General features: G+C 68.2%; 19 protein-coding genes. 17 read left to right on the plus strand and 2 right to left on the minus strand.

The window, feature by feature from the left end; translation table 11 throughout:
• Window positions 1-24: 24 nt before the first annotated feature.
• The 4 genes from kdpB (at window position 25) to ACP59X_RS16190 (ending at window position 6,356) form a co-directional block, all read left to right on the plus strand.
• Window positions 25-2,100 carry a potassium-transporting ATPase subunit KdpB gene (gene kdpB, locus ACP59X_RS16175; RefSeq protein ID WP_428560266.1) on the plus strand — a complete coding sequence of 692 codons (2,076 nt, stop codon included), beginning with the start codon at window positions 25-27 and terminating at the stop codon, window positions 2,098-2,100.
• 19 nt (window positions 2,101-2,119) lie between these two features.
• Window positions 2,120-2,713, plus strand: a complete 594-nt coding sequence (kdpC, locus tag ACP59X_RS16180; RefSeq protein WP_428560268.1) for a potassium-transporting ATPase subunit KdpC — start codon at window positions 2,120-2,122, stop codon at window positions 2,711-2,713.
• Window positions 2,714-2,943: 230 nt separating this feature from the next.
• On the plus strand, window positions 2,944-5,631 hold the full coding sequence (locus ACP59X_RS16185) for a DUF4118 domain-containing protein (RefSeq protein ID WP_428560270.1): 2,688 nt from the start codon (window positions 2,944-2,946) through the stop codon (window positions 5,629-5,631).
• Window positions 5,628-6,356, plus strand: coding sequence for a response regulator (locus tag ACP59X_RS16190; protein WP_428560272.1), 729 nt, complete (start codon window positions 5,628-5,630; stop codon window positions 6,354-6,356). Before ACP59X_RS16185 ends, ACP59X_RS16190 begins: the two co-directional genes overlap by 4 nt.
• A 96-nt stretch (window positions 6,357-6,452) precedes the next feature.
• Here the strand turns inward: ACP59X_RS16190 and ACP59X_RS16195 are convergent, their stop codons facing one another.
• Together ACP59X_RS16195 and ACP59X_RS16200 are read right to left on the minus strand one after the other, a co-directional pair.
• Window positions 6,453-6,692, minus strand: a complete 240-nt coding sequence (locus ACP59X_RS16195) for a hypothetical protein (RefSeq protein ID WP_428560274.1) — start codon at window positions 6,690-6,692, stop codon at window positions 6,453-6,455.
• A 411-nt stretch (window positions 6,693-7,103) separates the two neighbouring features.
• Window positions 7,104-7,376: an EF-hand domain-containing protein gene (locus ACP59X_RS16200; protein WP_428560277.1), complete on the minus strand. Its 273-nt coding sequence runs from the start codon at window positions 7,374-7,376 to the stop codon at window positions 7,104-7,106.
• 308 nt (window positions 7,377-7,684) lie between these two features.
• Between ACP59X_RS16200 and tssJ the strand changes: the two genes are divergently transcribed.
• The 13 genes from tssJ to ACP59X_RS16265 all read left to right on the plus strand — a co-directional run bounded on the left by tssJ (window position 7,685) and on the right by ACP59X_RS16265 (window position 26,882).
• Window positions 7,685-8,233, plus strand: coding sequence for a type VI secretion system lipoprotein TssJ (gene tssJ, locus ACP59X_RS16205; protein WP_428560279.1), 549 nt, complete (start codon window positions 7,685-7,687; stop codon window positions 8,231-8,233).
• A gap of 1 nt (window position 8,234) precedes the next feature.
• Complete coding sequence (gene tssK / locus ACP59X_RS16210) at window positions 8,235-9,623, plus strand: type VI secretion system baseplate subunit TssK (RefSeq protein ID WP_428560282.1); 1,389 nt, start codon at window positions 8,235-8,237, stop codon at window positions 9,621-9,623.
• Window positions 9,620-10,294 (plus strand): DotU/TssL family secretion system protein, encoded by a 675-nt coding sequence (locus tag ACP59X_RS16215; RefSeq protein ID WP_428560284.1) that lies wholly within the window; start codon window positions 9,620-9,622, stop codon window positions 10,292-10,294. Before tssK ends, ACP59X_RS16215 begins: the two co-directional genes overlap by 4 nt.
• 18 nt (window positions 10,295-10,312) lie before the next feature.
• The gene (locus ACP59X_RS16220) at window positions 10,313-13,984 is read left to right on the plus strand and encodes a type VI secretion protein IcmF/TssM N-terminal domain-containing protein (RefSeq protein ID WP_428560286.1); all 3,672 of its coding nucleotides are present in this window, start codon (window positions 10,313-10,315) and stop codon (window positions 13,982-13,984) included.
• A 112-nt stretch (window positions 13,985-14,096) separates the two neighbouring features.
• A complete protein-coding gene (gene tssA / locus ACP59X_RS16225) occupies window positions 14,097-15,803 on the plus strand; it encodes a type VI secretion system protein TssA (protein ID WP_428560288.1) in 1,707 nt (568 codons plus the stop codon).
• 104 nt (window positions 15,804-15,907) lie between these two features.
• A complete protein-coding gene (gene tssB, locus ACP59X_RS16230) occupies window positions 15,908-16,411 on the plus strand; it encodes a type VI secretion system contractile sheath small subunit (RefSeq protein ID WP_428560290.1) in 504 nt (167 codons plus the stop codon).
• A gap of 12 nt (window positions 16,412-16,423) precedes the next feature.
• The gene (gene tssC / locus ACP59X_RS16235; RefSeq protein ID WP_428560292.1) at window positions 16,424-17,917 is read left to right on the plus strand and encodes a type VI secretion system contractile sheath large subunit; all 1,494 of its coding nucleotides are present in this window, start codon (window positions 16,424-16,426) and stop codon (window positions 17,915-17,917) included.
• 70 nt (window positions 17,918-17,987) lie between these two features.
• Entirely contained in the window at window positions 17,988-18,470 is a 483-nt protein-coding gene (gene tssD, locus ACP59X_RS16240; RefSeq protein WP_428560294.1) for a type VI secretion system tube protein TssD, read from the plus strand.
• Between the two features lie 86 nt (window positions 18,471-18,556).
• On the plus strand, window positions 18,557-18,973 hold the full coding sequence (gene tssE, locus ACP59X_RS16245; protein WP_428560296.1) for a type VI secretion system baseplate subunit TssE: 417 nt from the start codon (window positions 18,557-18,559) through the stop codon (window positions 18,971-18,973).
• Between the two features lie 16 nt (window positions 18,974-18,989).
• Window positions 18,990-20,720 carry a type VI secretion system baseplate subunit TssF gene (gene tssF, locus ACP59X_RS16250; protein ID WP_428560298.1) on the plus strand — a complete coding sequence of 577 codons (1,731 nt, stop codon included), beginning with the start codon at window positions 18,990-18,992 and terminating at the stop codon, window positions 20,718-20,720.
• Window positions 20,684-21,727, plus strand: a complete 1,044-nt coding sequence (tssG, locus tag ACP59X_RS16255) for a type VI secretion system baseplate subunit TssG (protein WP_428560300.1) — start codon at window positions 20,684-20,686, stop codon at window positions 21,725-21,727. Before tssF ends, tssG begins: the two co-directional genes overlap by 37 nt.
• The gene (gene tssH / locus ACP59X_RS16260) at window positions 21,708-24,617 is read left to right on the plus strand and encodes a type VI secretion system ATPase TssH (RefSeq protein ID WP_428560302.1); all 2,910 of its coding nucleotides are present in this window, start codon (window positions 21,708-21,710) and stop codon (window positions 24,615-24,617) included. Before tssG ends, tssH begins: the two co-directional genes overlap by 20 nt.
• A gap of 3 nt (window positions 24,618-24,620) precedes the next feature.
• Complete coding sequence (locus ACP59X_RS16265; RefSeq protein ID WP_428560304.1) at window positions 24,621-26,882, plus strand: type VI secretion system Vgr family protein; 2,262 nt, start codon at window positions 24,621-24,623, stop codon at window positions 26,880-26,882.
• The last annotated feature ends 5 nt before the right edge of the window (window positions 26,883-26,887 follow it).

Raw genomic sequence — 26,887 nt, forward strand, 5'->3', positions numbered from 1 at the left:
TCCGATTTCCCAACGAGCATCGCCATGAGCAAACACGCCCACGAAAAACGCCCGCTGTTCGATCCCCCGCTGGTCAAGCGGGCCATCGTCGATTCCCTGCGCAAGCTCGCCCCCCAAAAGCAGCTGCGAAACCCGGTCATGTTCACGGTCTACGTCGGCTCCCTGCTGACCACGGCCCTGGCCGCCCAGGCCCTGGCCGGCCACGGCGAGGCGCCGGCGGGCTTCATCCTGGCCATCGCCGTCTGGCTGTGGTTCACGGTGCTTTTCGCCAACTTCGCCGAGGCCATGGCCGAGGGGCGCGGCAAGGCGCAGGCCGATTCCCTGCGCCAGGCCCGCCGCGACATCCAGGCCAAGAAACTGGCCGCGCCCCGCCGCGAGGCCGCAGTGGGGACCGTGCCCTCGACGAGCCTCAAAAAAGGCGACCTGGTCCTGGTCGAGGCCGGCGACTTCATCCCCTGCGACGGTGAGATCCTCGAGGGCGTGGCCTCGGTGGACGAAAGCGCCATCACCGGCGAGTCGGCCCCGGTCATCCGCGAGGCCGGCGGCGACCGCAGCGCCGTCACCGGCGGCACGCGCCTGCTGTCGGACTGGCTGGTCGTGCGGGTGGCGGCCGAGGCCGGCGAAACCTTCCTCGACCGGATGATCGCCCTGGTGGAGGGGGCCAAGCGCCGCAAGACCCCCAACGAAATCGCCCTGAACATCCTGCTGGCCGCCTTGACGCTCATCTTTCTGGTCGTGTGCGCCACGCTTTTGCCCTACTCCGCCTTCGCCGTGGCCCAGGCCGGCCAGGGCGCGGCCGTGTCCATCACCGTGCTGGCGGCGCTGTTCGTCTGCCTGGCCCCCACCACCATCGGCGGCCTGCTCTCGGCCATCGGCATCGCCGGCATGGACCGGCTCATCCAGGCCGGGGTCATCGCCACCTCGGGCCGGGCCGTGGAGGCGGCCGGCGACGTGGACGTGCTGCTGCTGGACAAGACCGGCACCATCACCCTGGGCAACCGCCAGGCCGACGATTTCCTGCCCCTGCCCGGGGTCGCGGAAAAGGAGCTGGCCGACGTGGCCCAGCTGGCCTCCCTGGCCGACGAGACCCCGGAAGGCCGCTCCATCGTGGTGCTGGCCAAGGAGCGTTTCGGCATCCGGGGCCGCGACCTGGGGGCGCTCGGCGCCGCCTTCGTGCCCTTTACCGCCCAGACCCGCCTGTCCGGCGTGGACATCGCGAACAGGGCCGTGCGCAAGGGCGCGCCCGACGCCATCGCCCGCTTCGTGCGCCGCCAAGGCGGCCCGGTGCCGCCGGAGGTGGACGAACAGGTGCGCACCATCGCCGAATCCGGGGGCACGCCCCTGCTCGTGGCCGAAAACGACCGCATCCTGGGGGCGATTTGGCTCAAGGACATCGTCAAGGGCGGCATCCGGGAACGCTTCGCCAAGCTGCGCAGCATGGGCATCAAGACGGTCATGGTCACGGGCGACAATCCGCTGACCGCCGCGGCCATCGCGGCCGAGGCCGGGGTGGACGACTTCCTGGCCGAGGCCACGCCCGAGGCCAAGCTGGCCCTGATCCGCAAAACCCAGGCCGAGGGGCGCCTGGTGGCCATGACCGGCGACGGCACCAACGACGCCCCGGCCCTGGCCCAGGCCGACGTGGGCGTGGCCATGAATTCCGGCACCCAGGCCGCCAAGGAGGCCGGCAACATGGTCGACCTCGACTCCAACCCGACCAAGCTCCTGGAAGTGGTGGCCATCGGCAAGCAGCTGCTCATGACGCGCGGCTCGCTGACCACCTTTTCCATCGCCAACGACATCGCCAAGTACTTCGCCATCGTCCCGGCGGCCTTCGTCGGCATCTACCCCCAGCTCGGGGCGCTCAACGTCATGGGCCTGGCCACCCCGGCCTCGGCCATCCTCTCGGCCGTCATCTTCAACGCGCTCATCATCGTGGCGCTCATCCCCCTGGCCCTTCGCGGCGTGCGCTACCGGGCCGTGGGCGCGGCCCGGGCGCTGCGGGACAACCTGCTCATCTACGGCCTCGGCGGCCTCGTCGTGCCCTTCGTCGGCATCAAGGCCATCGACCTCGTCCTGGTCGCCCTGGGCCTGGCCTGACCGGAAAAAGGAGAAACCCATGCTTGCCCGCTTCCTCGAACAAGCCAAGCCGGCGCTGCTGGTGCTGGTCGTCCTGACCCTGCTCACCGGCGTCGTCTACCCGGCCTGCGTCACCGGCCTGGCCCAGGCCCTGTTCCCGAACCAGGCCAACGGCAGCCTGCTTTCAAAAGACGGCCGCATCGTCGGCTCGGCGCTTATCGGCCAGCCCTTCGCCGACCCGGCCCATTTCCAAGGCCGCCCCTCGGCCACCGCCCCCAGGCCCTACGACGCCGCCGCCTCGTCGGGCTCGAACCTCGGGCCGACCAATCCCGACTACCTCGAAACGGTGGCCGAACGGGCCGCCGCCCTGCGGCGGGAAAACGGCCCGGGGCCGGTGCCGGTGGAACTGGCCACGGCCTCGGCCAGCGGCCTCGACCCGCACCTCTCCCCGGCCGCCGCCTTCTACCAGGTCCCGCGCGTGGCCAAGGCCGCCGGGCTCGAGCCCGAGGCGGTGCGCGCCCTGGTGGCCCGGCACGTGGAGGGGCGGCAGTGGGGTATTTTGGGCGAGGAGCGCGTCAATGTCCTAGCCCTCAACCTGGCCCTCGACGCCCTGGCCGCAAACAAGCACAACTGAAGGCGCGCGCGCCCGGGCGTTGTGGCCGGCCCCGCGCGCCCGGGCCGACTGGCCGCAGGGGCGTCAACGCAGCCCGCGCCCGTCGGTATCCGGCCTCCCGCCAGGGCGCGGCCCTGGCTGGGAGGCCTGCGGGCGTGCGGAAACGGGCCGCGTCACCGAGGCGCCGCGGCCGCCCGCAACCCCGCCGGGTGTGCCAGGCGCAAAACCGCTTACCGCCGGAGGCTTCCCCCGTGCCCCCCAATGACGAACACCGCCCCGATCCGGACCGCCTCCTGGAATATGTCCAGCGCGAGGAGGACAAAAAGCGCCGGGGACGACTGCGCATCTTTCTCGGCATGGCCCCCGGGGTCGGCAAGACCTATTCCATGCTCGAAGCGGCCCGCCTCAAGCAGGCCGAAGGGCTGGCCGTGCTGGTCGGCCTGGCCGAGACCCACGGCCGGGCCGAAACCGAGGCCCTGCTTTCGGGCCTCGACCTCCTGCCGCGCCGGCCCATCGCCTACCACGGCCACGAGCTGGCCGAATTCGACCTGGACGCGGCCCTATCCCGCCGCCCGGAACTGCTGCTGGTGGACGAACTGGCCCACACCAACGCCCCGGGCTGCCGCCACGACAAGCGCTGGAAGGACGTGGTGGAGCTGCTGGACAACGGTATCGACGTCTGGAGCACGCTCAACGTGCAGCACCTGGAGAGCCTGGGCGACGTGGTGGCGCAGATCACCGGCGTGCGGGTGCGCGAGGCCGTGCCGGACACCCTGCTCGAACAGGCCGATTCCGTGGTCCTGGTCGACCTGCCGCCCGACGACCTGCGCCAGCGCCTCAAGGAAGGCAAAGTCTACCTGCCCAAACAGGCCGACTGGGCCTCGGCCCACTTCTTCCGCCAGGGCAACCTCATGGCCCTGCGGGAGCTGGCCCTGCGGGCCACGGCCCAGCGGGCCAACACCGAGGTCCTGGTCTACCGCCACGGCCGCTCCATCCGGACCACTTGGCCCACGTCCGAGCGCATCCTGGTCTGCGTGGGGCCGTCGCCGAGTTCGGCCAGGCTGGTGCGGGCGGCCAAGCGCCTGGCCTCGGAACTCCACGCCCCCTGGCTGGCCCTGTCCATCCAGGCCGACCTGCCGCAGCAGGCCCGGGACAGCGCCCTGCGCCACCTCAAGCTGGCCGAGGAACTCGGCGCGGAGACGTTCGTCATTTCGGGCGCGAGCGTTTCCAGCGAAATCGTGGCCTTCGCCCGGCAGCAAAACGTGACCAAGATCGTCGTGGGCAAGCCCGTGCGGCGGCGCCTGCGCGACTATCTCCTCGGCAGCCCCGTGGACCGGCTCATCCGGGAATCCGAGGAGATCGACGTGCACGTCATCCGGGGCGAAGCCGGCGAGGCCGCGCCGCCGGCGGCACAGAAACTCCCCCCGGGCAGGCCGCCCTGGCGGCAATACCTGGCGGCCACGGGCATCCTGGCCCTGTGCACGGGCGGTTGCTTTTCCATTTTCCCGGTACTCGACCTGGCCAACCTGATCATGGTCTACATGCTGGGCGTCCTGGCCGCGGCCTTGTGGTTGTCCCGGGGACCGGCCATCTTCATCTCGATTTCGAGCGTGGTGGCCTTCGACTTCTTTTTCGTACCCCCCCGCTTCAGCTTCGCCGTCTCGGACGTCCGCCACCTCATCACGTTCGTGGTCATGTTCCTGGTGGCCATGGTCATCAGCTCCATGGCCGGCAAGCTCAAGCGCCAGGCGGACACGGCCGTCAGCGCCGGCCGCCAGAGCGCCGCCCTGGCCGCCCTGGGGCGCGAACTGGTGGCCGCGCGCGGCACGGACAACCTCCTGGCCGTGGCCAAGCGCCACCTGGAGGACGTCTTCAAGGCCGGCGTGGCCTTTCTCCTTCCCGACGAGTCCGCCACGCTGGTCGTCCGGGCCAGGACCCCGGGAACGCCGGCCCTGCGCGGCAAGCAACTCGGCATGGCCCAGTGGGTGCTGACCAACGGCAAGGCGGCCGGCCCGGGAACGCAGACCCTGCCCGACGCGCAGACGCTCCTCTTGCCCCTCAAGGGCGCCGGCGGGGTGGTGGGGGTGGTGGCCCTGGACACCGGCGAGGCGCAGCAGGCCCGACCCCGGCTGCTCTATCCCGACGAGCAACGGCTCCTGGAAGCCTTCCTGGCCCAAATCGCCCAGGCCCTGGAGGTGGACCGGCTGGAAGAGGCGGCCCAGGCCACGCTCGTGGCCATGGAATCGGAGAAGCTCAAGTCCTCGCTGCTCTCCTCGGTGACCCACGATTTCCAGACGCCCCTGGCGGCCATTTCCGGTTCGGCCGAGGCCATCGTGGTGCTGGGGGAACACGCCGCCTTCGCCACCGTGCGCGGCCTGGCCGAAAACATCCGCCAGGAATCCGGGCGCCTCAGCCGCCTGGTGGACAACCTCCTGCGCCTGGCCCGGCTGGAGTCGGGCAAAAGCAAACCCCATTTCCAGGCCGTGCCCCTGGAGGAGGTCATCGGCGCGGCCCGAACCAGGCTTGGCACGCAACTGGCCCAACACCCCGTAACCGTGACCGTGCCGGCCCACTTCCCCCTGGTGACCGTGGACGAGGTGCTCATGGAGCAACTGTTCGTCAACCTGCTGGAAAACGCGGCCAAGCACACCCCGGCCGGCACGGCCGTGACCATCGCGGCCACCGCCTTCAAGGACCGGGTGCTCATCGAAGTCACGGATCGCGGGGAAGGCCTGCCGCCGCAGGAGCTGGAGCGCATTTTCGAGCGCTTCTACCGGGTCCGGCGGGGGGCCGGGGCGGACGGCTACGGGCTGGGGCTGGCCATTTGCCGGCTGATCGCCCACATCCACGGCGGTGAGATCGTGGCCGAAAACGCCCCCGAGGGCGGGCTGCGGCTGGCCTTGACAATCCCGGCCCACCCGACCATGGAAGCGCCATGACCGCAAATGCCCGGGAAATCCTCGTCGTGGACGACGAACAGCCCATCCGCCGCTTTCTGCGCACGGTGCTGGAGGACCAGGGCTACACGGTCTCGGAAGCGGCGACGGGAAAACAGGGCCTGGCCATGGCCACAAGCCCGGGCCTGGCCCTGGTCCTGCTGGACCTGGGCCTGCCGGACCTGGACGGCCTGGAGATGCTGCCTTTGCTGCGCGCCGTGACCGATGTCCCGGTCATCGTCCTTTCGGCCCGGGAAACCCAGGAAGCCAAGGTCGCCGCCCTGGACGGCGGCGCCGTGGACTACCTCACCAAGCCCTTCGGCGTGGGCGAGCTGTCCGCCCGCATCCGGGTGGCCCTGCGCCTGGCCGCGGCCAAAGCCGGCCCGGTCCCGCAGCAGGTCGTCTCCGGGGCATTGCGCGTCGACCTCGCCCACCGCCAGGTGCGCCTGGACGGCCAGGAAGTCCACCTCACCCCCATCGAATACAACCTGCTGGCCTACCTGGCCAAAAACGCCGGCAAGGTCATCACCCACCGGCAACTGCTCCAGGCCGTCTGGGGGGGGGGCGCCGCGGACAGGGAACACTACCTGCGCATCTATATCCATCAGTTGCGCCACAAGATCGAACCGACCCCGTCCTGTCCCCGGTTCCTGCGCACGGAGCCCGGCGTGGGCTACCGGTTCCTCCTGCACGACGACGCGGCCGCCCCGGATACAACGGCGCCGTGAAGCGTCGCTCCCGACAGCCGGCCCGTGCCGCAGCCTCGAAGAGAACACGGGCCTCTTCCAGTAACAAAACCGACCGTATTGTTACGGGGCGCAAGGCTAAGCCACGGTATTGAGGATCTTCCCCTTGGCGGTATTGGCGGCGGCTTGACCGAACGTGCTCGCCTTTTCCTTGAGCAAGCTCCTGAGCTTGCTCGATTCGTTGTCCAGGTTGTTCTCCGCTGTGGAAACAACCTTTTTGCTCTTCTTTGCCTTCAATCCTCTCGCGTCGTTTTTGTTTATCGCCGCGATCAGGGAATGTTGCGGTATCGCATTCGATATGCCGCTGCTGTGGGACATCCTGTTGCTCCTGTGCGCTCTCGCCTCGAAACAGGCCCTCTCGGCGTGCATGACCAAAATGACCTGTTCCGATTCCCGGCCTGCCGGCCGTTCCAGAGGCTTCCCAGCCGCATGCATAACCCGAGCCATGGCACAGGAACCATCCCGCCAGAAAATAATCCATTATTCTGATGTGATATATCTGAAACACAACAGCCCGCCGGCGGCAGTTTTTGCTCACTTGGCCAGGGGGGACCGTGGCGTGACCGTCTTGCGGCCCAGGCGCCAGGAACGCCTCCTGCCCCGCCCGACACCCTCAAACGGCAAGGGGTCCGGCCAACGCGCCGGACCCCTTGCCGTTTCCCGCCGTGTTTCCCCGCCCGGCCCGTGGCCCCGGAGGCCATGCCCCGGCTGCCGCGCCAGGCGGCGACGTCAGTTGGTGACCCGGGCGTCCCGGGCCTTCTCCCGCTTGTATTTGGCCACGCTTTCCCGCACCGGAACCCATTCGGTCTCGGTCACGTAGCCCTTGCCGGCCCCATCGACCCGTTTCCAGACCGTGACCGGATACCAGCGCATGAATTCCTGCTTGCTGACCTTGCCGTCCTTGTTGCGGTCCAGGCGGCCGAATTCCGTGTCCCCGGCCAGCACCAACCCGGGCAGGGCCAGCCAGGCCAGCAGGAAAGCGAGGGGCAACATCCGCGACATGGGGCCTCCTTGGATGGCATGCCGGAAAGAATCCTTGTTTTGAAAATACCTGGAACCGCTGGTTTGACAAGCTTTTTTGGGGCCGACCTGGCCCACGCAAACAGGGAACCCGGGAAACGCTTGCGTTTTTGCGATCAATTCCATAGTGTTCCATGCAGACTCTTCGGAGTCGCGGCAACGGGGCGGGCTTTTGGGCACACCCGGTCGGACCTGCCGGATTAAAGGGCTTACGGCCCGCGCCCCGACGCGACAAGCGGCAGGCGACGCGGCAACCGACCGGCGCGCGGGAGAGAAGTGGCGGCGTATTCATGAAACGGCGGTTGTATTGCTTGCTGCTCGCGGCCATGGCCGTGAGCCTGACGTGTTGCGGCGGCTCGCCGCCCAATCCCAAGCTGTCCGAGCCGCAATGGGTCTACGAGCCCGGGGCGGTGAAATTGCGGTACCGCGCGGATAAAAAACTCAACGAGTATGACGGCGAAGGGCATACCGTCGCCCTGTGCGTCTATCAGCTGACCCAGCCCAACGCCTTCAACACCCTGGCCAAGTCCTCGGAGGGGCTGCTCAAGCTGCTCGAATGCAAGACCTTCGACGCCACGGTCGTTTCCTACGAAAACATCTTCGTCGAACCGGGGCAGGACAAGGTGACCCACATGGACCGGGCGGAAAACGCCACCTACCTCGGCGTGGTGGCCGGCTACAACGAACTCAACCCCCAGCAGTCGACCCGGCTTTTCAAGTACCCCGTGGAGGAGAAGACCGAGGGGTTTTTCACCACCACCACGATCCGCCAGCCGGGCAAGATCTTCATCAACCTGTTTCTTGGGCCCTTTGGCGTGCAAAAGGTCGGGTCACAGTAAGATGGACGTCCTCAAAAGCCTGTACTGGAGCCAGGGCGTCTTCTTGCAGCCCCAGCACTTCCAGTTGACGGACCAGGGTACCCGGGCGCGCTTTTCCGTGCTCCAGGCCTATGGGCACAACCACTTCTGGGGGGTGGGCAAGCTCGCGATCAACGAGGCGGCCCTGGCCAACCAGAGCTTCGAGATCCGCCGGGCCGAACTGATTTTCGACGACGGCGAGTTCGTGTCCATCCCGGCCACGGCCCAGCCCCTGGCCCGTTCGTTCGCCGGCCTGTGGACGGCCTCGGACAAGCCCATGGCCGTCTTCGTCGGCCTGCACCGCCTCAACCCCTTCGGCAGCAACGTGACCGAGGTGGCCGACCCCGAGGCGGCCGCCCTGGCCCCCACCCGCTACGTCACCGGCCAGGACCCCGAAGAGGCCCCGGACCTCCACGCCGACGGCCCGGCCGCCCAGGTCAAGCGCCTGAGCCATTCGCTCAAAATCTTTTTCGAACCCGAACGCGAGCGGATGAACGACTACCATGTCATCCGCCTGGCCCGGCTGGTGCGCGAAGGCGACAAGGTGGTGGTCTCGCCGAGCCACATCCCGCCAAGCCTGGCCCTCGACGCCTGGCCGGCCCTGGCCGACCTCGTCCAGGAAATCCGCGACCTGACCGCCGCCCGCTGCCGCGTCCTCGAACAGTACAAAAGCCCCAACACCATGCGCCGCACGGCCATGGACCTGCGCTACATGGTCTATCTGATGGCCCTGGCCACGCTCAACCGCCATCTGCCGGCCCTCAACCACCTCCAGACCGCGACCCGGGTCCATCCCTGGCCGGCCTACGGGCTGCTGTGCCAATTCATCGGCGAGCTTTCCACCTTTTCCGCCACGATAAACGCCTCCGGCGAGGCCCGCGACGGCCGGCTGCTGCTGCCGCCCTACAACCACCTCGACTTATGGGCCTGTTTTGCCGCCGCCCGGCAACTGTGCGGCGAACTGCTCGAAGGCATCATCCTCGGGCCGGAATACCTGATCCCGCTGGTACGCAAGGAGGAATTTCACGTGGCCGCGCCGCCGGAGGGCGTCTTCAAACCCGACCGCGCCTACTGGCTCATCCTCAAGACCGAACAGGACGTAAGCCCCATCCGGGCGGCCATAGGCCAGCACGTCAAGCTCGGCGCCTCCACGACCATCGCCACCCTCATCGCCATGGCCGTGCCCGGCGCCGGCCTCGAGTATTCCGAGGACCCGCCCTCGGGCATGCCCATGGACACCACGGTGACGTATTTCCGCATCGACCGGCTCAGCCCGGCCTGGCTTGAAATCGAAAAAACGCGTACCATCGCCATGTACTGGCCGGAAGCCCCGGAAGACCTGGCGGCGGAAATCGCGGTCATACGCCAATGACCCACGTCAACGACTACTTCTGCGACATCTTCGCCTACGTGTTGGCCCTTCTCGGCCCATCGGGCGCGGGCACGGGCTACGATCAGGCCCGCGAAGACCTGCTGGGGCTTTTCCAGGCGGCGCAGGCCAAGGCCGCCGCGGCCGGCTTCGACCCGGCGGACAGCGACGCCGCCACCTTCGCCGTGGCCGCCTGGGCCGACGAGACCGTGCTGCGCTCGGCCTGGGAAGGGGCCAAACGCTGGCAGACCGCCCAGTTGCAGCAGCTGTTTTTCAATACCCACAACGCCGGCGTGGGCTTCTACGACCGTCTGGCCGCCCTGGCCCCAGGCCAGGCCCCGGCCCGGGAAACCTACGCCCTGTGCCTGGGCCTCGGCTTCCAGGGCAAGTTTTTCGACCCGAGCCAGTCCGGGCAACTGGACGCCGTGCGCCAGGAGGCGATTCGCGACGCCCTGGGCGAAGCCCCAGCCGCAGGGGGGGACCTCGACCGCCCGCTTTTCCCCGAAGCCTATCAACCCGCGGCGGCCCACGGCAAACGCTTCAACCCCTGGGCCTTCGACTGGTGGTTTTTCCTCATTCCGCTGCTGGCGGTGGTCATCGCCGCCGAAGCGTACCTGCTGTTGCGAAACGACCTCAACGTGCAACTGCTCGGCTTCTTCGGGTCGTTGCGCTAAACGGGAGTGCGGCCGGACATGGGCAAAATCCTCTATCTGGCCCTCAAGCTCTTCCTCTGGCTGCTGCTTTTCGTGGCCCTGGCCGGCGGAACCTACCTGCTCGTCATCTGGAAAGGCTGGCCGCTGTGGACGGGCCTGGTCATCCTGCTTGGGCCCATCGGCCTGCTCATGGCCGTGGTCTTTGTGCGCCGCCATCTGGCCCGCCGGCGGGAGCGGCGCTACGTCGAGCGCATCGTCGAGCAGGAGCCGGACAAGCTGGCCCTGGCCCAGGCCGCTTCGCGCGGCACGGCCGTCAGCGACCTGCGCGCCTCCTTTGCCAAGGCCCTGGAAATCCTGCGCCGTTCGCGCCTGACCCGCTTCGCCAACCCGGTCTACGCCCTGCCCTGGGTGCTGCTTGCGGGCGAGTCGGGCTCGGGCAAGACCAGCGCCCTGCGCGCGGCCCGACTCAACGCCACGGTCAGCGACCCCGTCCCCCCCGGTTCGCCGCGCCCAAGCGGCGCCTGCGAATGGTGGTTCCTGGAAAGCGTGGTTCTGCTGGACCTCTCCGGCAACCTGGTGGACACGGCTGGCGACGCGGACGGCTGGCGTGAATTCCTTTCCCTGCTGGCCCGCCACCGCCGCCGCGAGCCCCTTTGCGGCCTGGTGGCGACCATGCCGGCCGACAGGCTGCTCGGCGACCCCGGCCAGGCCACGGATGCGGCCCGGGCCGTGCGGCGGCGCCTGGACGAACTGATGCGCGTGCTCGGGGCGCGCTTCCCGGTCTACGTCCTGGTGACCAAGCTCGACCGGGTGCCCGGTTTCGAGGGCTTTTGCGCCCGCCTCGACGAGGAGGAATCCCTGCAGGCCATGGGGGCACTCAACGCGGCGGCCCCGGACAAGCCCCTGGACCGGGCCGAGGAAATCCTCGACGCCGTGGCCGAGCGGCTCAAGGCCCTGCGCCTGTCCCTGGCCAGCCGCCCCGGGGCGCCCACGCCCGGCCTGCCGCTTTTCCCCCAGGCCTTCGCCGCCCTGGGACAGGCCGTGGGCCTCTATTGCCGGGAGCTTTTCCAGCCCACGCCCTACCTGGAAACGCCCCTGTTCCGGGGGCTTTTTTTCGCCAGCGCCGGCGGCGACGAGCCACCGCTTCCCCCCGACGGCCCCGTCGGCCGGTTCGCGCCCGCCCCGACGCCGGCAAGCCGTCCGGGCGGCCTTTTCCTCCACGACTTGTTCGCCCGCGTCCTGCCCCAGGACCGCAAGCTGCACGCCCCGCTGCCGGCCTTTTTGTCCTGGCGCGACATCACGCGGTTTTCCGCCCTGGGTGCGGTGCTGGCCCTGGCCATCTGCCTGCTCGGCCTGGCCGTGGCCTCCTACCGGGACAACGCCCGGACCCTGGCCTCTTTTTCCAAGGCCTTCACCGAAACGCCCAAGCTCACCCGCAACCTCGGCACCGACGCGGACATGATGCTGCGGTTTCGAAACGTCATCGTGGACATGGAGCAGGCCAACGCCAACTGGGACCTGCCGCGCATGGGCCTGCGCCAAAGCGAGGTCGCCGAAGCCAAGTTCAAGGAGCTTTTCTGCGACCTGTTCCGGCGCGGCATGCTCGTGGAGTTCGACCGGCTGGTGGCCGACGAAGCCCGGACGTTTTCCAGTTCCACCCCGCCCGAGCAGTTCCTGCGCTTCGCCGCCTACGTGGTGGACCGCATCCGCCTCGTCGATACGGCCATAAACGGCCAGGTGGACCCCAAGGCCGCCGCCACGGTCTACGACGACCTCGGCCGTCTCCTCTTCAAGAACGCCCGGATCGACCCGGCCTTCGCCGACCGCTACGAAACCCTCCACCAGAGCTACCTGCTCTGGAACACCAACAAGGACTGGTTCGTCAAGGAGCGCGACGAGCTCTCCGGCATGCTCAAGCGGGTACTCCAGGCCGACCGGATCAAGCTCGACTGGCTGGTCAGCTGGGCCAACGAGCTGCCCGGCCTGGCCCCGGTCACCATGGACCAGTTCTGGGGGAGCAGCGCCCTGGAGCAGCGCAACCTGGCCTTCGTCGCCCCGGCCTACACCCTGCCGGGCTACAAGATGATCATGGAGATGGCCGGCCGGATCCAGGACACCTTGTCCCAGGAAAACGAGGGCAAGGACTGGCTGCCCGAATTCAAGCGCTGGTACGGCGGCCAGTACGTGGCGGCCTGGGAGCGCTTCGCCCAGCAATTCGCCTCGGCCACCCAGTGGGACCGCAACCGCGAGCAGTGGCACAGCGCCGTGGCCCGCATGTGCGAGCCCGACAGCCCCTACCTCATGCTCCTGGCGGTCATGGGCGACCAGCTCGCCCCCTTCGCCGACCGCCGGGACAACCCGACCTGGGTCGCGCCCGTCATGCACTTCAACTTCATGCGCCTGCAGGCCATGGCCCCGCAACGGGCCACCATCGAGGAAAAGCTGGCCTCGGACGTGTCCAGGGTCGCGAACTTTTTCAAGGCCGTGACGGAACTGGCCCACAGCCGCTTCGCCGGCCAGCCCCAGCCAAACGCCGCCTCCGGCACGGGCCAGCCCGGCGCCTCCCCGCAAGGCGCATCCGACGCGCCGGCCGGGGCCTCGGCCACGCCGGGGCAGGCCGGCCAAACGGGGCAGGCCGGCCAAACGGGGCAAACCGGCGCCGTGGTTCCGGGCACCCTCGGCGCGGCCGCGTCGGCCATCAAGGCCGAGCCCTCGTTCGTCAAGTACCTCAACGCCCTCAAGGCCCTGCGCGACGCCATGCAGTCGCCGGCCTCGTCCGTGGCCCTGATCGGTTCCCGCTTTTCGCCCCAGCCCGGCGCCTCCCAGGCGCCGCCCGCCAGCGGGGCGGCCGGGACCGGCGCCGCGGCGGCGGCGCAATCCCCCTTCGAGGCGGCCAACGCCGCGGTCAAGGAACTGGAAACGGCCCTGGGCGGGGCCAACGCGCCGCTTTTCGACGACCTCCTGGTCGGCCCCCTGCGCTTTTTCTGGGGCGTGGGCGTCCTCGACGCCGCCGCCGGGCTGCAGGACATGTGGGCCGAGGGCGTGCTGGTCAAGGTCACCAACATGCCGGCCGAAAAGCTGCCCGGCGCCCTGTTCGACCCAACCAGCGGCCTGGTCTGGAAGTTCGCCGACGGGCCGGCCAAGCCCTTCCTGGCCAAAAGCGCCGACGGCTATTCCGCCGCCATGGCCAACGGCACGACCTTTCCCTTCACGCCGCAGTTCCTGGAATTCCTCAACAAGGGCTCGACCCAGACCCAAAAAATCATGCCCAGCTACGACGTGGCGGCCACGGCCCTGCCCACCGACGTCAACAAGGACGCCAAGCAGGCCCCCTACGCCACCGAACTGACCCTGGACTGCCAGGAAAAGGTGCAGCAGCTCATCAACTACAACTATCCCCTGTCCCAGGTCTTCCAGTGGAACCCCACCACCTGCGGCAAGACCACGCTCAAGATTCGCTTCCCCTCCTTCACCGCCTCCCGCACCTACCACGGGGCCATGGGTTTCGCCCATTTCCTGAAGGAATTCGAATACAACACCAAGAAATTCAGCTCCGACGACTTTCCCGAGGCCAAGGGCGACTGCGCCATCTTCAACGTCCGGTCCATCACCGTGCAGTACAAGCTCTCCGGCGGCGTGCCGCTGATCGCGCTGCTTAAGGCCGAGCACTACACCGTTCCCGCAACCATCGCCAACGCCTGGCAGTACTGACCCCGCGCCGCCGGCAACCCTTTCCCCCAGGAGACGCGCACCATGGCCGCCGCCGAGCTTCCCCCGACCCCGCGCCGCCGCCGGCAACCCGTTTCCCCGGGAGGGGCGTAGCATGGCCGCCGCCGAGCTGCCTCGGCTGGCCGACCTGGCCGACCTGGGCAAGGCCCCTGTTTCGGCCGAAGCCCCGGCCGGCGCGGACGCCAGCTACGACCCGGACTACGAGGCGCTCCAGCGCGAGATCGACAAGCTGTCCATGGTCTCCGCCGCCGGCCAGAGCACGGACTGGCCGCTTTCGGCCAGCCTGGCCGTATCGATCCTGGCCGGCAAGTCCAAGGACCTCAAGGTCGCGGCCTACTTGAGCGAAGCCCTGACCAGGACGTCCGGGTTCGATGGCCTGGCCTGCGGCACCCATGTCCTGCGCCAGATGGTGGAGGCGTACTGGCCGGACCTTTTTCCGCCACTCAAGCGCCTGCGCGGCCGCCTCAACGCCATCGGCTGGTGGAACGACCGTGCCCGGGCCTTTCTCGAGGGGTTCGAGCCCGACCCCCTGCCCGCCGCCGTCGTGGACGCCCTGGTGGACGACCTGACCGCCCTGGACGCCGCCCTGGCCGAAAAAGCCGAAGAGGCCCCGTCCCTGCGGCCGCTGCTCGAAACCGTGCGCCGCTTCCCGGTCCAGGCCGCCCCGGAGGAACCGGCCAGCCCGTTACCCGATGCCGCCGGCCCGCCCGACGCCCCACCCGACGCCTCGCCCGGCGCCCCACCTGGCACCCCGGCCGCGCCCGAAGCCGCCTCCCTGACCGAACCGGCGCCGCCGACCGCGCCCGGCCCGCCGCCTTCCCCGGCCGTGGCGCCCCGGCCGGCCAAGGCCCCCCCGGCCCCGCCAGCGGCCGCCAGTGCCGGCGGCGGCAGCCCGGACCAGGCCCAGGAACAGCTCAAGGCCGGCCTGGACCTGCTTTTTTCCGCTTCCTACGGCCTGCTCACGGCCGACCCCAAGTCGCCCCAGCCCTACCGCCTGGCCCGGCTGGCCGCCTGGCTGCCGCTGACCGCGCCGCCGCCGGCCCAAAACGGCAAGACCATGATCCCGCCGCCGCCGCCGCCCGTGCGGGCCGCCCTGAATCAGGCCATGGCCTCGGGCAACTTCGCCGCGGCCATCGTCGGCGCCGAATCCCACGTGCGCGAATACCGCTTCTGGCTGGACCTCTCCCGCATCAGCGCCGACGGCCTGCGTGGCCTGGCCCCGGGCCACGAGGCCGCCCTGGACGCGCTGGAGACCGAGACGGCCTTTTTCCTGCGCCGCCTGCCCGGGCTGGCCGAACTGACCTTTGCCGACGGCATGCCGTTTGCCGACGACAAGACCCGGTTGTGGCTGTCGCGGCTGACCGCGCCCTCCCCGGCCCCGGCCACCGCCGCCCCGGCCGGGGAGGCCGACGGGGCGGCGGTGGCAGCGGCCCTGGGCCAGGCCCGGGACCTGGCCGCCCAAAACCAGGCCGTGGCCGCCGTCACCCTGCTCCAGGACAAGCTGGCCTCGGCCGGCTCGGGCCGGCGGCGGCTGCGCTGGCGCATCGGGCTGGTGGAGATCCTGGCCGCCTCTGGCTACCCGGAAGCGGCCCGGCCCATCGCCGAACAGATCCTGGCCGCCATCGACGCCCACACCCTCGACGAGTTCGACCCGGACCTGGCCCTGTCCGGGCTGCTGGCCGCCCGCCAGGCCCTGGCCACGGCCAAGGACGAGGCCGGCAAGGCCCGGGCGGCCGAGGTCCTGTCCCGGATCATGCGCCTTAACCCGGCGCAAGGATTGCGCCTTTCCGGAATTACCTAACGAAAGCAATTTTTAGGCGATTTTTCCGTCACCTTGTGCTAGGGGTCAGGCAAGACTGGAAAACGGGCTCTCCGCCCGGCATTTTCAACAAGCGAGGCGCTGCAATGGCCAAGGAATCATCCGTCGCTCCCAAGGAGCGGGTCAACATCACCTACAAGCCGGAAACGGGCGATGCCCAGGAAGAGGTCGAACTCCCGCTCAAGTTGCTGGTCATGAGCGATTTCACGCTCAAGCAGGATAACCGGCGCATCGAGGACCGCGAGCCCATCGGCATCGACAAGGACAATTTCAACGATGTGCTGAAAGCCCAGGACCTCGAACTGAAGATGAACGTCGCGGACAAGCTTTCCGCGCCCAAAGCGGGCGAGGAAGCGGGCGAGATGGCCGTGGACCTCAAGTTTGAAAGCCTCGACGACTTCAAGCCCGACGCCATCGTGCAGCACGTGCCGGAACTCAAAAAGCTCATGGAGTTGCGCGAGGCCCTCAAATCCGTCAAGGCGCCCCTGGGCAACATCCCGGAATTTCGCAAGCAGGTGCAGGAACTGGTCAAGGACGAGGGCGCGCGCGAGCGGCTCATGCAGGAACTCGGGATAAAGGATCAGCAATAGGCGGGAGCGGACATGAGTCAAGACGAAGCCACCAAGGCCCAGGAACAGGCCGGGGCGCCCGAGGCGGCCGCGGGCGAATCCCTGCTCGACGACATCGTGCAGGCCACGCGGCTCAAACCCACCGACGAATACTATTCCGTCACCAAGGCCGGCTTGCAGGCCTTTCTGGAAGAGATGCTCAAGCCCGAGAAAGCCGGCGAAAAGATCTCCGGCCAGGCCGTGGACCAGATGATCGCGGAAATCGACCAGAAGCTCTCGCGCCAGGTCGACGCCATCATGCACCACGGCGACTTCCAGAAGCTCGAATCGGCCTGGCGGTCGCTCAAGTACCTGGTCGACCACACCAATTTCCGGGAAAACATCCGCATCGACATCGTCAACGCCACCAAGGACGACCTCCTCGACGACTTCGAGGACGCCCCCGAGGTGCCCAAGTCCGGCCTGTACCGGGCCGTGTACACCGCCGAGTACGGCCAGTTCGGCGGCAAGCCCTACGGGGCCATCATCGGCAACTACGATTTCGGCCCCGGGCCCCAGGACGTCAAACTCCTGCAGTACATGGCAAGCGTCTCCACCATGGCCCATGCCCCGTTCATCGCGGCCGCGGGCAAGGCCTTTTTCGGCATCGATTCCTGGGAGGAACTGCCCAACCTCAAGGACCTGCACTCCATCTTCGAGTCGCCCCAGTACACCAAGTGGCAGGCCTTCCGCGAATCCGAGGACGCCCGCAGCGTGGCCCTGACCCTGCCGCGCTTTTTGCTGCGCCTGCCCTACGGCCAGGACACCCTGCCGGCCAGGACGTTTAACTACAACGAGGACGTCTCCTCGGGCAACGAGGCCTTTTGCTGGGGCAACACGGCCTTCGCCTTCGCCTCGCGCCTGACCGACAGCTTCGCCAAGTACCGCTGGTGCGCCAACATCATCGGCCCCCAGGGCGGCGGCGCGGTGGAGGACCTGCCGCTGTACCAGTTCGAGGCCATGGGCGCCATCCAGACCAAGATCCCCACCGAGATCCTCATTTCCGAGCGCCGGGAGTACGAGCTGTCCGAGGAGGGCTTCATCGCCCTGACCATGCGCAAGGGCAGCGACAACGCCGCCTTTTTCTCGGCCAACTCCTGCCAGAAGCCCAAGTACTTCGGCATCTCCAAGGAGGGCAAGGAGGCCGAGCTCAACTACAAGCTGTCCACCCAGCTGCCCTACATGATGATCGTCAACCGCCTGGCCCACTACATCAAGGTCATCCAGCGCGAGAACATCGGCACCTGGAAGGAACGCGAGGACCTGGAAAGCGAACTCAACAAGTGGGTCAGCCAGTACGTCACCGAGATGGACAACCCCGGCCCGGACGTGCGCAGCCGCCGGCCGCTTCGCCTGTGCAAGATCGAGGTCAACGACGTGGAAGGCGACCCGGGCTGGTACAGCGTCTCCATCAAGATGCGCCCCCACTTCAAGTACATGGGCGCCTACTTCACCCTGTCCCTGGTCGGCAAGCTGGACAAGCAGTAAGCCCGCAGCGAACGCGCGGCCGCGCCCCGGTCGGCCGGCCGCGCCCTAACCCCCCGCACGGAGGATGGCGATGGCTCTTACCAGTTACATGAAGGTGCAAGGCAAGAAATCCGGCCAAGTCAAGGGCGACTGCCAGCAAAGCGGCGACAAGAAGGACAGCATGCTCGTCTACGCCGTGGACCACAAGCTGCACATCCCCCGCGACACCCATACCGGCCTGCCCACCGGCCAGCGCGTGCACGAGCCCTTCCGGGTCACCAAACACATCGACAACGCCACGCCCAAGCTCAACGACATGTGCGCCAAGGGCGAGCACTGCGACGTGACGGTGGACTACTACCGCATCAAGGAAGACGGCTCGGAAGAGAAATACTACACCGTCAAACTCAGCGACGCCATCATCGTCGGCGACCGCCACTTCAAGCCCATGACCTTCGTTGCGGACAACGAGCCCTACCACGACATGGAAGAGGTCTCCTTCACCTATTCGAAGATCACCTGGACCTACCACGACGGCAACATCGAAGCCACCGACGACTGGAAGAACAACTAGGCGGCCTCACGTGAGCACGCGGCGCCGCGCGGCCGCGACCGCCCCCAACGGGCGGACGGCCGCGCGGCCCCGACCGGCAGGGTGGCATGCACGAAAAAAGGCTTCTGGAACGCATCCGGGACTACGAAAAGGACCGCGGCCGCGGCGGCGAGGTCGACCCCTCGGTGCTGCTGGCCTCGGTGCTGTCCCACCTGCGGCGCATGCTCAACACCAAGCAGGGCTCGGTGCCCATTGCCGAGGACTATGGCCTGGCCGACCTCACCGAGATGCCCGGGGCCTTTTCCCCGGACAACATGGAGGAGATCGAGCAGAAGATGGCCAAGGTCATCGCCAAGTACGACCCCCGGCTGGCCGACGTCCGGGTGCGGTTTTCCCGCCGCCAGGACGACTCCCTGGCCCTGCGCTTCGAAATCAGCGGCCGCGTCAACGACGACGGCCTGCGCCTGCCCGTGATCTTCGAAAGCGTCGTCGAGCCCAGCGGCAAAATCTCCGTCACTTCCTGAGAAAAGCACCCCAGACATGATTTCCGCCCACTACCAACGCGAACTGGCCCACCTCAAGGTGCTGGCCGTGGAATTCGCCAAGGCCCACCCGGCCCTGGCCCCGCTTTTGTCCGGGCCGAGCACCGACCCCGACGTGGAGCGCCTCCTCGAGGGCACGGCCTTCCTCACCGGCCTTGTGCGCGAAAAGCTCGAGGACGAACTGCCCGAGGTCGTCCACAACCTGCTGCAGCTCATCTTTCCCCACTACCTGCGCCCGGTGCCGTCCTCGGTCATCATGCAGTTCTCGCCCAAGCCCGGGCTGCTCGAGGTCGTCACGGCCAAGGCCGGCACCCGGGTGGCCTCGGTGCCCGTCGACGGCACCAAGTGCCTGTTCACCACCTGCTTCGACGTGGACATCCAGCCCCTGCGGGTGGTGTCGGCCAGCCTGGAGCGCCGGCCGGGCCTGCGCCCCAACCTGACCGTCTCCCTGGAACTGACCGGCCTGCGCTTCGCCGACTGGACCCCGTCGTGCCTGCGCTTTTTGATCGGCGGCGGCTACGGCGAGGCGGCCAACCGCTTCGCCCTGCTCATGCGCTACACCAAGCGCCTGGTGGTGCGCCCGGGCAAGGACGGCAAACCCACCACCCTGCCGCGAAAAAACCTCCACCCCGTGGGCTTTGCCGACGACGAGGCCCTGCTGCCCTATCCGGGCCAGTCCTTTCCGGGCTACCGGGTGCTCCAGGAATTCTTCCTGTTGCCCCACAAGTTCCTCTTTTTCGACGTGACGGGCCTCACGGCGGTGCGCGAACGGGGCGAGGGCGCGGCCTTCGACATCGTCTTCGAGATGGACGCCCTGCCCGACACGCCCCCGGAATTCCGGGCCGAGCACCTCATCCTCGGGGCCACGCCGGCCGTGAACACCTTTCCCCACAGCGCCGAGCCCATCGTGCTCGACCGCCGCACCTCGGGCTACCGCATCCGGCCAAGCGACATGCAGGCCCAGAACTACCAGGTCTTTGCCGTCAGCAACGTCACGGGCTTCGCCCAGGGCTCGGTGCGCCAAAAGGAGTACGTGCCCTTCCAGATGTTCACGGGCGGCGAGGAAAGCAAGGCCTCCTACAACCTCCAGCTCAAGCCCTCGCCGCTCGGCGAGACCATGGACCAGTACATCGAGGTCTCCACGGAACACCAGGAAGCCATCGTGCCCGAAACCCTGTCCGTGGACCTCGTGTGCACCAACTTCCGCCTGCCCGAACGGCTCCAGGTCGGCGACATCGGCCAGGCCACGGAAAATTCGCCCGAGCTTTGCCAGTTCACCAACATCTCCCGGCCGACGGCCACCGTCCAGCCGCCCATCGGCGACAACCTGCTGTGGCGGCTTTTGTCCCACATCTCCCTCAACTACATGCCGCTGGCCGACGAAAAAAGCCTGGCCAGCCTGCTGCGGCTCTACATCTTTCCCGACAGCCGCGACCAGGCCTCCATCGTGGCCAACAACAAGCGCGTGGACGGCATCCTGAAGATGACCACCCGGGTGGCCAACCGGCTGTTCGCCGGCAGCGTCATCCGCGGCTACGAACTGGCCCTGACCGTCAACAGCCAGAACTTCGCCAGCCCGGGCGACCTCTACGTCTTCTCGTCCGTCCTCGACTTCTTCCTGGCCGGCTATTCGGGCATCAACTGCTACACCTCCTGCACCATCACCGATTACAACACCGGCGAGAAGCACATATGGCCGATCCGACTCGGGGAACAACGCCTTCTCTAAAAGACGACCTGCTGGCGCATCCCGGCCGGTATTCCTTTTTCCAGGCGGTGCTGCTGCTGCGCCATTATTTTTACAAGGAAAACGTCCCCCCCGAGGACTTCGCCTTCATCTACGACGCCCTGCGCGTGCGGCCCCACCTGTCCCTGGCCTTCCCGGGCACGGACCTGACTGAGATCGTCGAGGACACCAGCGGCCCCCACCCCGTCTACCGCATGACGGCCACTTTCCTCGGCCTCTACGGTTCCTCCTCGCCCCTGCCCACCTTCTACACCGAGGACCTGCTGGAGGAACAAAACGAGGACGTCTCCGTCACCCGCGACTTCCTCGACGTGGTCAATTCGCCGTTTTACCCGCTCATCATCCGCAGCGTGGTCAAGTACCGGCTCTTCTACCAGCTCGAGGTCGGCCACCTGGCCACCCTGGAGCGGCTGTACTGCCTGCTCGGCTACGGCCATCCCGAGCTGCGCCGCCGCATCCCCAAGGTGTCCCGGCTGCTGCGCTACATCGGGCTGTTCACCCAATGGCCACGCTCGGCCATGGGGCTGCGCACCCTGGTGGCCGACGCCCTGGGCGGCGTGCCGAGCCGCGTCGAACCCAACATCCCCCGCCAGGTGGCCATTCCCGACGACCAGCGCCTCATCCTCGGCGAACAGTGCGCCACCCTCGGCGAGGATGCCCACCTCGGCAGCCGCATCAAGGACCGCACCGGCAAGATCCGCCTCGTCCTCGGCCCCCTGGACGAGACGACCTTCCACGGCTGCCTGCCCGGCCAGTCCAATTTCCGCTGGCTCCTGGAACTGATCGCCCTGTATCCCAGCGAACCCGTGGACTGCCGCCTGGAAATCGTGCTTTGCCGCGACGAAGCCCGCCCGGCCCGGCTCGGGTCGGCCAAATGGGGGGCGCTTGGCCTCGACACCTGGGTTTTTTCCGGCACCCCGCCCCAAACCTGCCGGGCCGTTTTCGAACTCAAACCCCACGAGCCCTACCATGATTCACGTCGATCTTAAGGCCTTGTTGCTGCGTCTTGACGGTTTCTGCGCCACCGCCCTGCAAAACGCCGCCGGGCTGTGCGTGTCGCGCACGCACTACGAGGTCGCGGTGGAGCATTTCCTGCTCAAGTGCCTGGAATCGCCCCGCAGCGACATCCCGCTGATCCTGGCCCGCTTCGAGGTCAACCCCGGCGCCCTGACCGCCGCCCTGAACGCCTCCCTGGAGGAGGCCCGCAGCGGCAACGCCGGCAAGCCCGTGTTTTCGCCCCTTTTAACCGACCTGTTCGCCGACGCCTGGCTGGTCTCCTCCGTGGACATGGGCCTGGCCCGCATCCGTTCCGGGGCGGTCCTGCTGGCCCTGGCCGAAAGGCCGGCCGCCTACGCCTCGGGCGCCTACGCCGACCTGCTCAAACCCATCAACCGGGACATCCTGCGCGGCGAGTTCGCGCGCATCGTCGCGTCCTCCGAGGAACAGGCCGCCCCGGCAACCGAGGCCGCCCCGACCGGTGCCCCGGGCCGGGAGGGGGAGACGTTTCTGGCCCGCTTCTGCCAGGACTTCACCGCCACGGCCCGGGCCGGCAAGATCGACCCGGTATTCGGCCGCGACGACGAGATCCGCCAGGCCGTGGACATCCTGGCCCGGCGGCGCAAGAACAACCCCATCCTGGTCGGCGAGCCGGGCGTGGGCAAGACGGCCATCGTCGAGGGGCTGGCCCTGCGCATCGTCGAGGAGGACGTGCCGGAGATGCTGCGCGGCGTGACGCTCATGGGCCTGGACATGGGGGCGCTGGAGGCCGGCGCGGGCATGAAGGGGGAATTCGAAAACCGCCTGCGCGGGGTGATCAACGAAATCAAGGCCTCGGAAAAACCCATCATCCTTTTCATCGACGAGGCCCATACCCTGATCGGCGCGGGCGGGACGGCCGGCGGCGGCGACGCGGCCAACCTGCTCAAGCCCGCCCTGGCCCGGGGCGAGCTGCGCACCCTGGCCGCCACCACCTGGAGCGAATACAAGAAGTATTTCGAGAAAGACCCGGCCCTGGCCCGGCGCTTCCAGCTCATCAAGCTGGCCGAGCCCAGCGCCCGGGTCGCGGCCATGATCCTGCAGGGGCTGCGGGCCAGCTACGAAAAGGCCCACCAGGTGCTCGTGCGCAGCGACGCCATCGAGGCCTGCGCCACCTTGGCCGACCGCTACATCACCGGGCGCTTCCTGCCCGACAAGGCCATCGACCTCCTCGACACCAGTTGCGCCCGGGTCAAGATCAACCTCTCGGCCAAGCCGGCCCCGGTGGAGGACCTGGAGCGGGCCATCCAGGCCCTCGGCCGCGAACGGGCCGCCCTGGACCGCGACCGGGAAAACGGTTCCCCGGTGGACGAGGACCGGGCCACGGCCATCACCGCCGGGCTGGCCGACAAGAAGGCCGCCCTGGAAGCCCTGACCGCGCGCTGGCAAAAGGAACTGGACGCGGCCAAGGCCGTGCTCGCCGCCCGCGAGGCCCTGGGCCAGGCCGACCCGCAAAAGCCCGAGGACAAACAAGCCGCCGCCGCCGCCCTGGAGGCGGCCGGGCAGGGCCTTGCCGCCGCCCGCGACGGGGCCGGGCTCATCCAGATCGAGGTCACGCCGGACGTGGTCTCCCAGGTGGTGGCCGACTGGACCGGCATCCCCCTGGGCAAGCTCATGCGCGCGCAGACCCGCACGGTCCTCGACCTCGAAGGGCTGCTTCGGGAGCGCATCAAGGGCCAGGACCAGGCCCTCGGCGTCATCGCCACGGAAATCAAGGCGGCCAAGGCCGGCATCAAGGACCCCGGCCAGCCCCAGGGCGTCTTTCTGCTCGTTGGGCCAAGCGGCGTGGGCAAGACCGAAACCGCCCTGGTGCTGGCCGACCTGCTTTTCGGCGGCGAAAAAAACGCCATCTCCATCAACATGAGCGAATTCAAGGAAAGCCACACCGTCAGCCGCCTGATCGGCTCGCCCCCGGGCTACGTGGGCTACGGCGAAGGCGGCCGGCTCACCGAAGCCGTGCGCCAGAAACCCTACAGCGTGGTGCTGCTCGACGAAGTGGAAAAAGCCCACCTCAACGTCATGGAGCTGTTCTACCAGGTCTTCGACAAGGGCGTGCTGGCCGACGGCGAGGGCAAGGAAATCAACTTCAAGAACACCGTCATGATGCTCACGAGCAACCTGGCCTCGGACGTGCTCCAGGAAATGACCAAGGACGGGGCCGTTCCCCCGGCCGAAGCCCTGGAAGCGGCCATCCGGCCCATCCTGTCCGAGCATTTCAAGCCGGCCCTTCTGGCCCGCATGCGCATCGTGCCCTACGCGAGCCTGCCGCCGTCGGTCCTGGCCGCCATCAGCCGGCTCAAGCTGGCCCGGCTGGCCGACACGATCCTGGCCAACAACAAGATGCGCCTGGCCTTCGACGACAAGGTGGCCGAAACCATCGCCGCCCGCTGCACCGAGGTGGAAACCGGCGCGCGCAACATCCAGGCCATCCTGGACGAGAACGTGCTGCCGCGCCTGTCCCAGACCATCCTCGAAAGCCTGGCCCGGGGCGACATGCCCCAGCACTGCCGGGTGGGCGTGGGCCCGGACGGGGAATTCACCGTCGGCTTCGACGCCCCCGGCGAGGCGCCCGGCCCGGATGCCGGCCCCGCCTCCACCAGCGGCCCGGACGCGACCGGCCCGGACACCGCCCCCGCGCCCCCCGGCAGCGACACTGCGACGGCCCCGGATACGCCAGCCGCCGACACGGTTGCCGGCGCGGCCCCAGGCGCCCCCACGGACCCGGCCGCACAAGCCCCCGCAAGCCCGGACAAGCCGGCCCCGGTCGACCCGGCCGGCCCGGGGGCAGGCGGCGGCCCCGGCGACGCCCCGACGGGCACGGGCCCCACGGCGGACAAGGGCTAGCCCGTGGACGACGGCTTCGCCGAGTTGCGCCTTCGCTTCACCTCGGGCGGCGCGCCCGGTGACACCTTCGAGGTGGTGGCGTTCGAGGGCCATGAAGGCTTAAGCGAACTGTACGCCTTCACGGTGGACCTGGTCAGCGACGTCAAGGACTGCGACGTGGACGCCCTGCTGGCCAGCGCGGCCAGCCTGACCGTCTCGCGCCCCCAGGGCGACGTACCCTGGCACGGCATCCTGGAGTCGTTCACCGAGGACCGGGAGGTCAACGGCCGCTACTTCTACCAGGCCGTGCTGCGGCCCCGGGCCTGGCGGCTGACACTCGAGCGGCGCAACCAGGTGTTCGTGGACAAGGCCATCCCGGAGGTGCTGGAACAGGTCCTGCGGGACGGGGCGCTGCCGGCGAACGCCTGGGCCATGCGCCTCAAGGAGTCCTACCCCCAGCGGGAATTCGTGTGCCAGTACGGCGAGACCCTCTACGACTTCCTGGTGCGCTGGCTGGCCCGCTACGGCATGTACTTCTTCTTCGAGCAGGGCGAGGCCGGCGAAACCATGGTCATCACCGACACCAAGCTGGCCCATGTGGAGGCCCCGGGCGCTTCGCAACTGACATATTGGCGCACCTCGGGCCTGGAAACGGCCCACCTCCAGCAAACGGTCCATGATTTCGGGGCCAGGCGGGTGCTGACACCCAGCAAGGTGACGCTCAAGGACTACAACTACCGCAAGCCCGACCTGGACCTGACCGTGACCGAGGAGGCCCGCCTCAAGGGGGCGGGCGAAACCTACGTCTACGGCGACCACTACCCCACCCCGGAGGCGGGCCGCAAACTGGCCAAGCTGCGGGTGGAGGGCCTTGCGGCCGCGGCCACGACCTTTGCCGGCCAAAGCTTTGTCCCCGGCCTGCGCCCGGGCTTCACCTTCGGCCTGACCAGGCACTTCCAGGAGGCGCTTAACCGCAGCTACCTGGCCGTGACCGTGGCCCACCAGGGGCGCAGCGCCCTGGCCGGCACCTCCGGGCTGAGGGAGCCGCAGGGCGCGGGCGAGCCCGGCCGGCCCCATTACCAAAACGCCTTCACGGCCATCGCGGCCGACGTCCAGTACCGGCCCCCCCTGCGGCCCCGGGCCGTCCTGCCCGGCATCATGAACGCCCACATCGATGCCGCCGGCTCCGGCACCTACCCCGAACTCGACGACGCCGGCCGCTACAAGGTCAAGTTCCCCTTCGACCAGTCCGGCCTGGCCGCGGGCAAGGCCTCCAGCGCCGTGCGCCTGACCCAGCCCTACGGCGGGGCCGGCTTCGGCCTGCACTACCCCCTGCACAAGGGCGCCGAGGCGGCCGTGGCCTACGTGGACGGCAACCCGGACCGGCCGGTCCTCGTGGGCGCGGCCCCCAATCCCCAGGACAAAAGCCCGGTTACAAACGACACCCAGACCCAATGCCGCCTGACCACCGCCAGCGGCCACGCGCTGCATATCGAGGATCGGGAAGGCTCCCAGCGCATCCTGCTCAAGTCCTCCACCGGCGAATACCTGCGCATCGGCGCCCACAACGACCCCGGGCCCACCGATTCCGGCAGCTATTTCAGCCCCCAGGGCATCTCCATCTACACGCCGCCCAGCAATTGGATGAAGGTCACCTGCCAAAACCAGTTCCTGACCGTCCTCGGCGAGACGCTCTACCTCTACCTCGGCGTCTACAACGAGAATGCGGTCGTGGACCTGGAACTCAACGAAACCTTCCAGCTCAATTTCCTCATCGGCAAATCCTATACCCTCGAATCGATTTATGAGGCCGTCAAGAATCGCAAGCTCAACGTGGCCCAGACCACGGTCCAATACGCCGGCTCGAACAACAGCGTCATCACGGGCCAAGAAATCCAAGTGGCCCAGGAGAAAACCGACACCGCGTTGTCCAATCGCAACGTCGACGAGAAGAGGCTGCGGGTCGTCGACAGCCATGTGGACACGGCCGAGGACCACGTGACCACGGCCGAGGAGAGTTTCCAGACCGTGCGCAGCCAGTCCGTCCTGGCCGGCCAGGCCATGGAAACCACGCAGAACGCGGTGCGGAGCTTGGAGCGGCTCATGGAAACCGCCAGCCAACGGACGACCCTGGCCCAGGAAGACGTCGTCACCGTCACCAGGCTGACCCAGACCGTGGCCAACAGGACCGAGATGGCCGAAAGCCGCATCGTCACCGTGTCCAATGTGGTCGAAATGGTTGCCGACGAGCAGGCCATGGCCCTGATCGTCTACAAACAAAACTGACCGGT

This window comes from Solidesulfovibrio sp. DCME, from assembly GCF_049995385.1.
Classification (GTDB): Bacteria; Desulfobacterota; Desulfovibrionia; order Desulfovibrionales; family Desulfovibrionaceae; genus Solidesulfovibrio.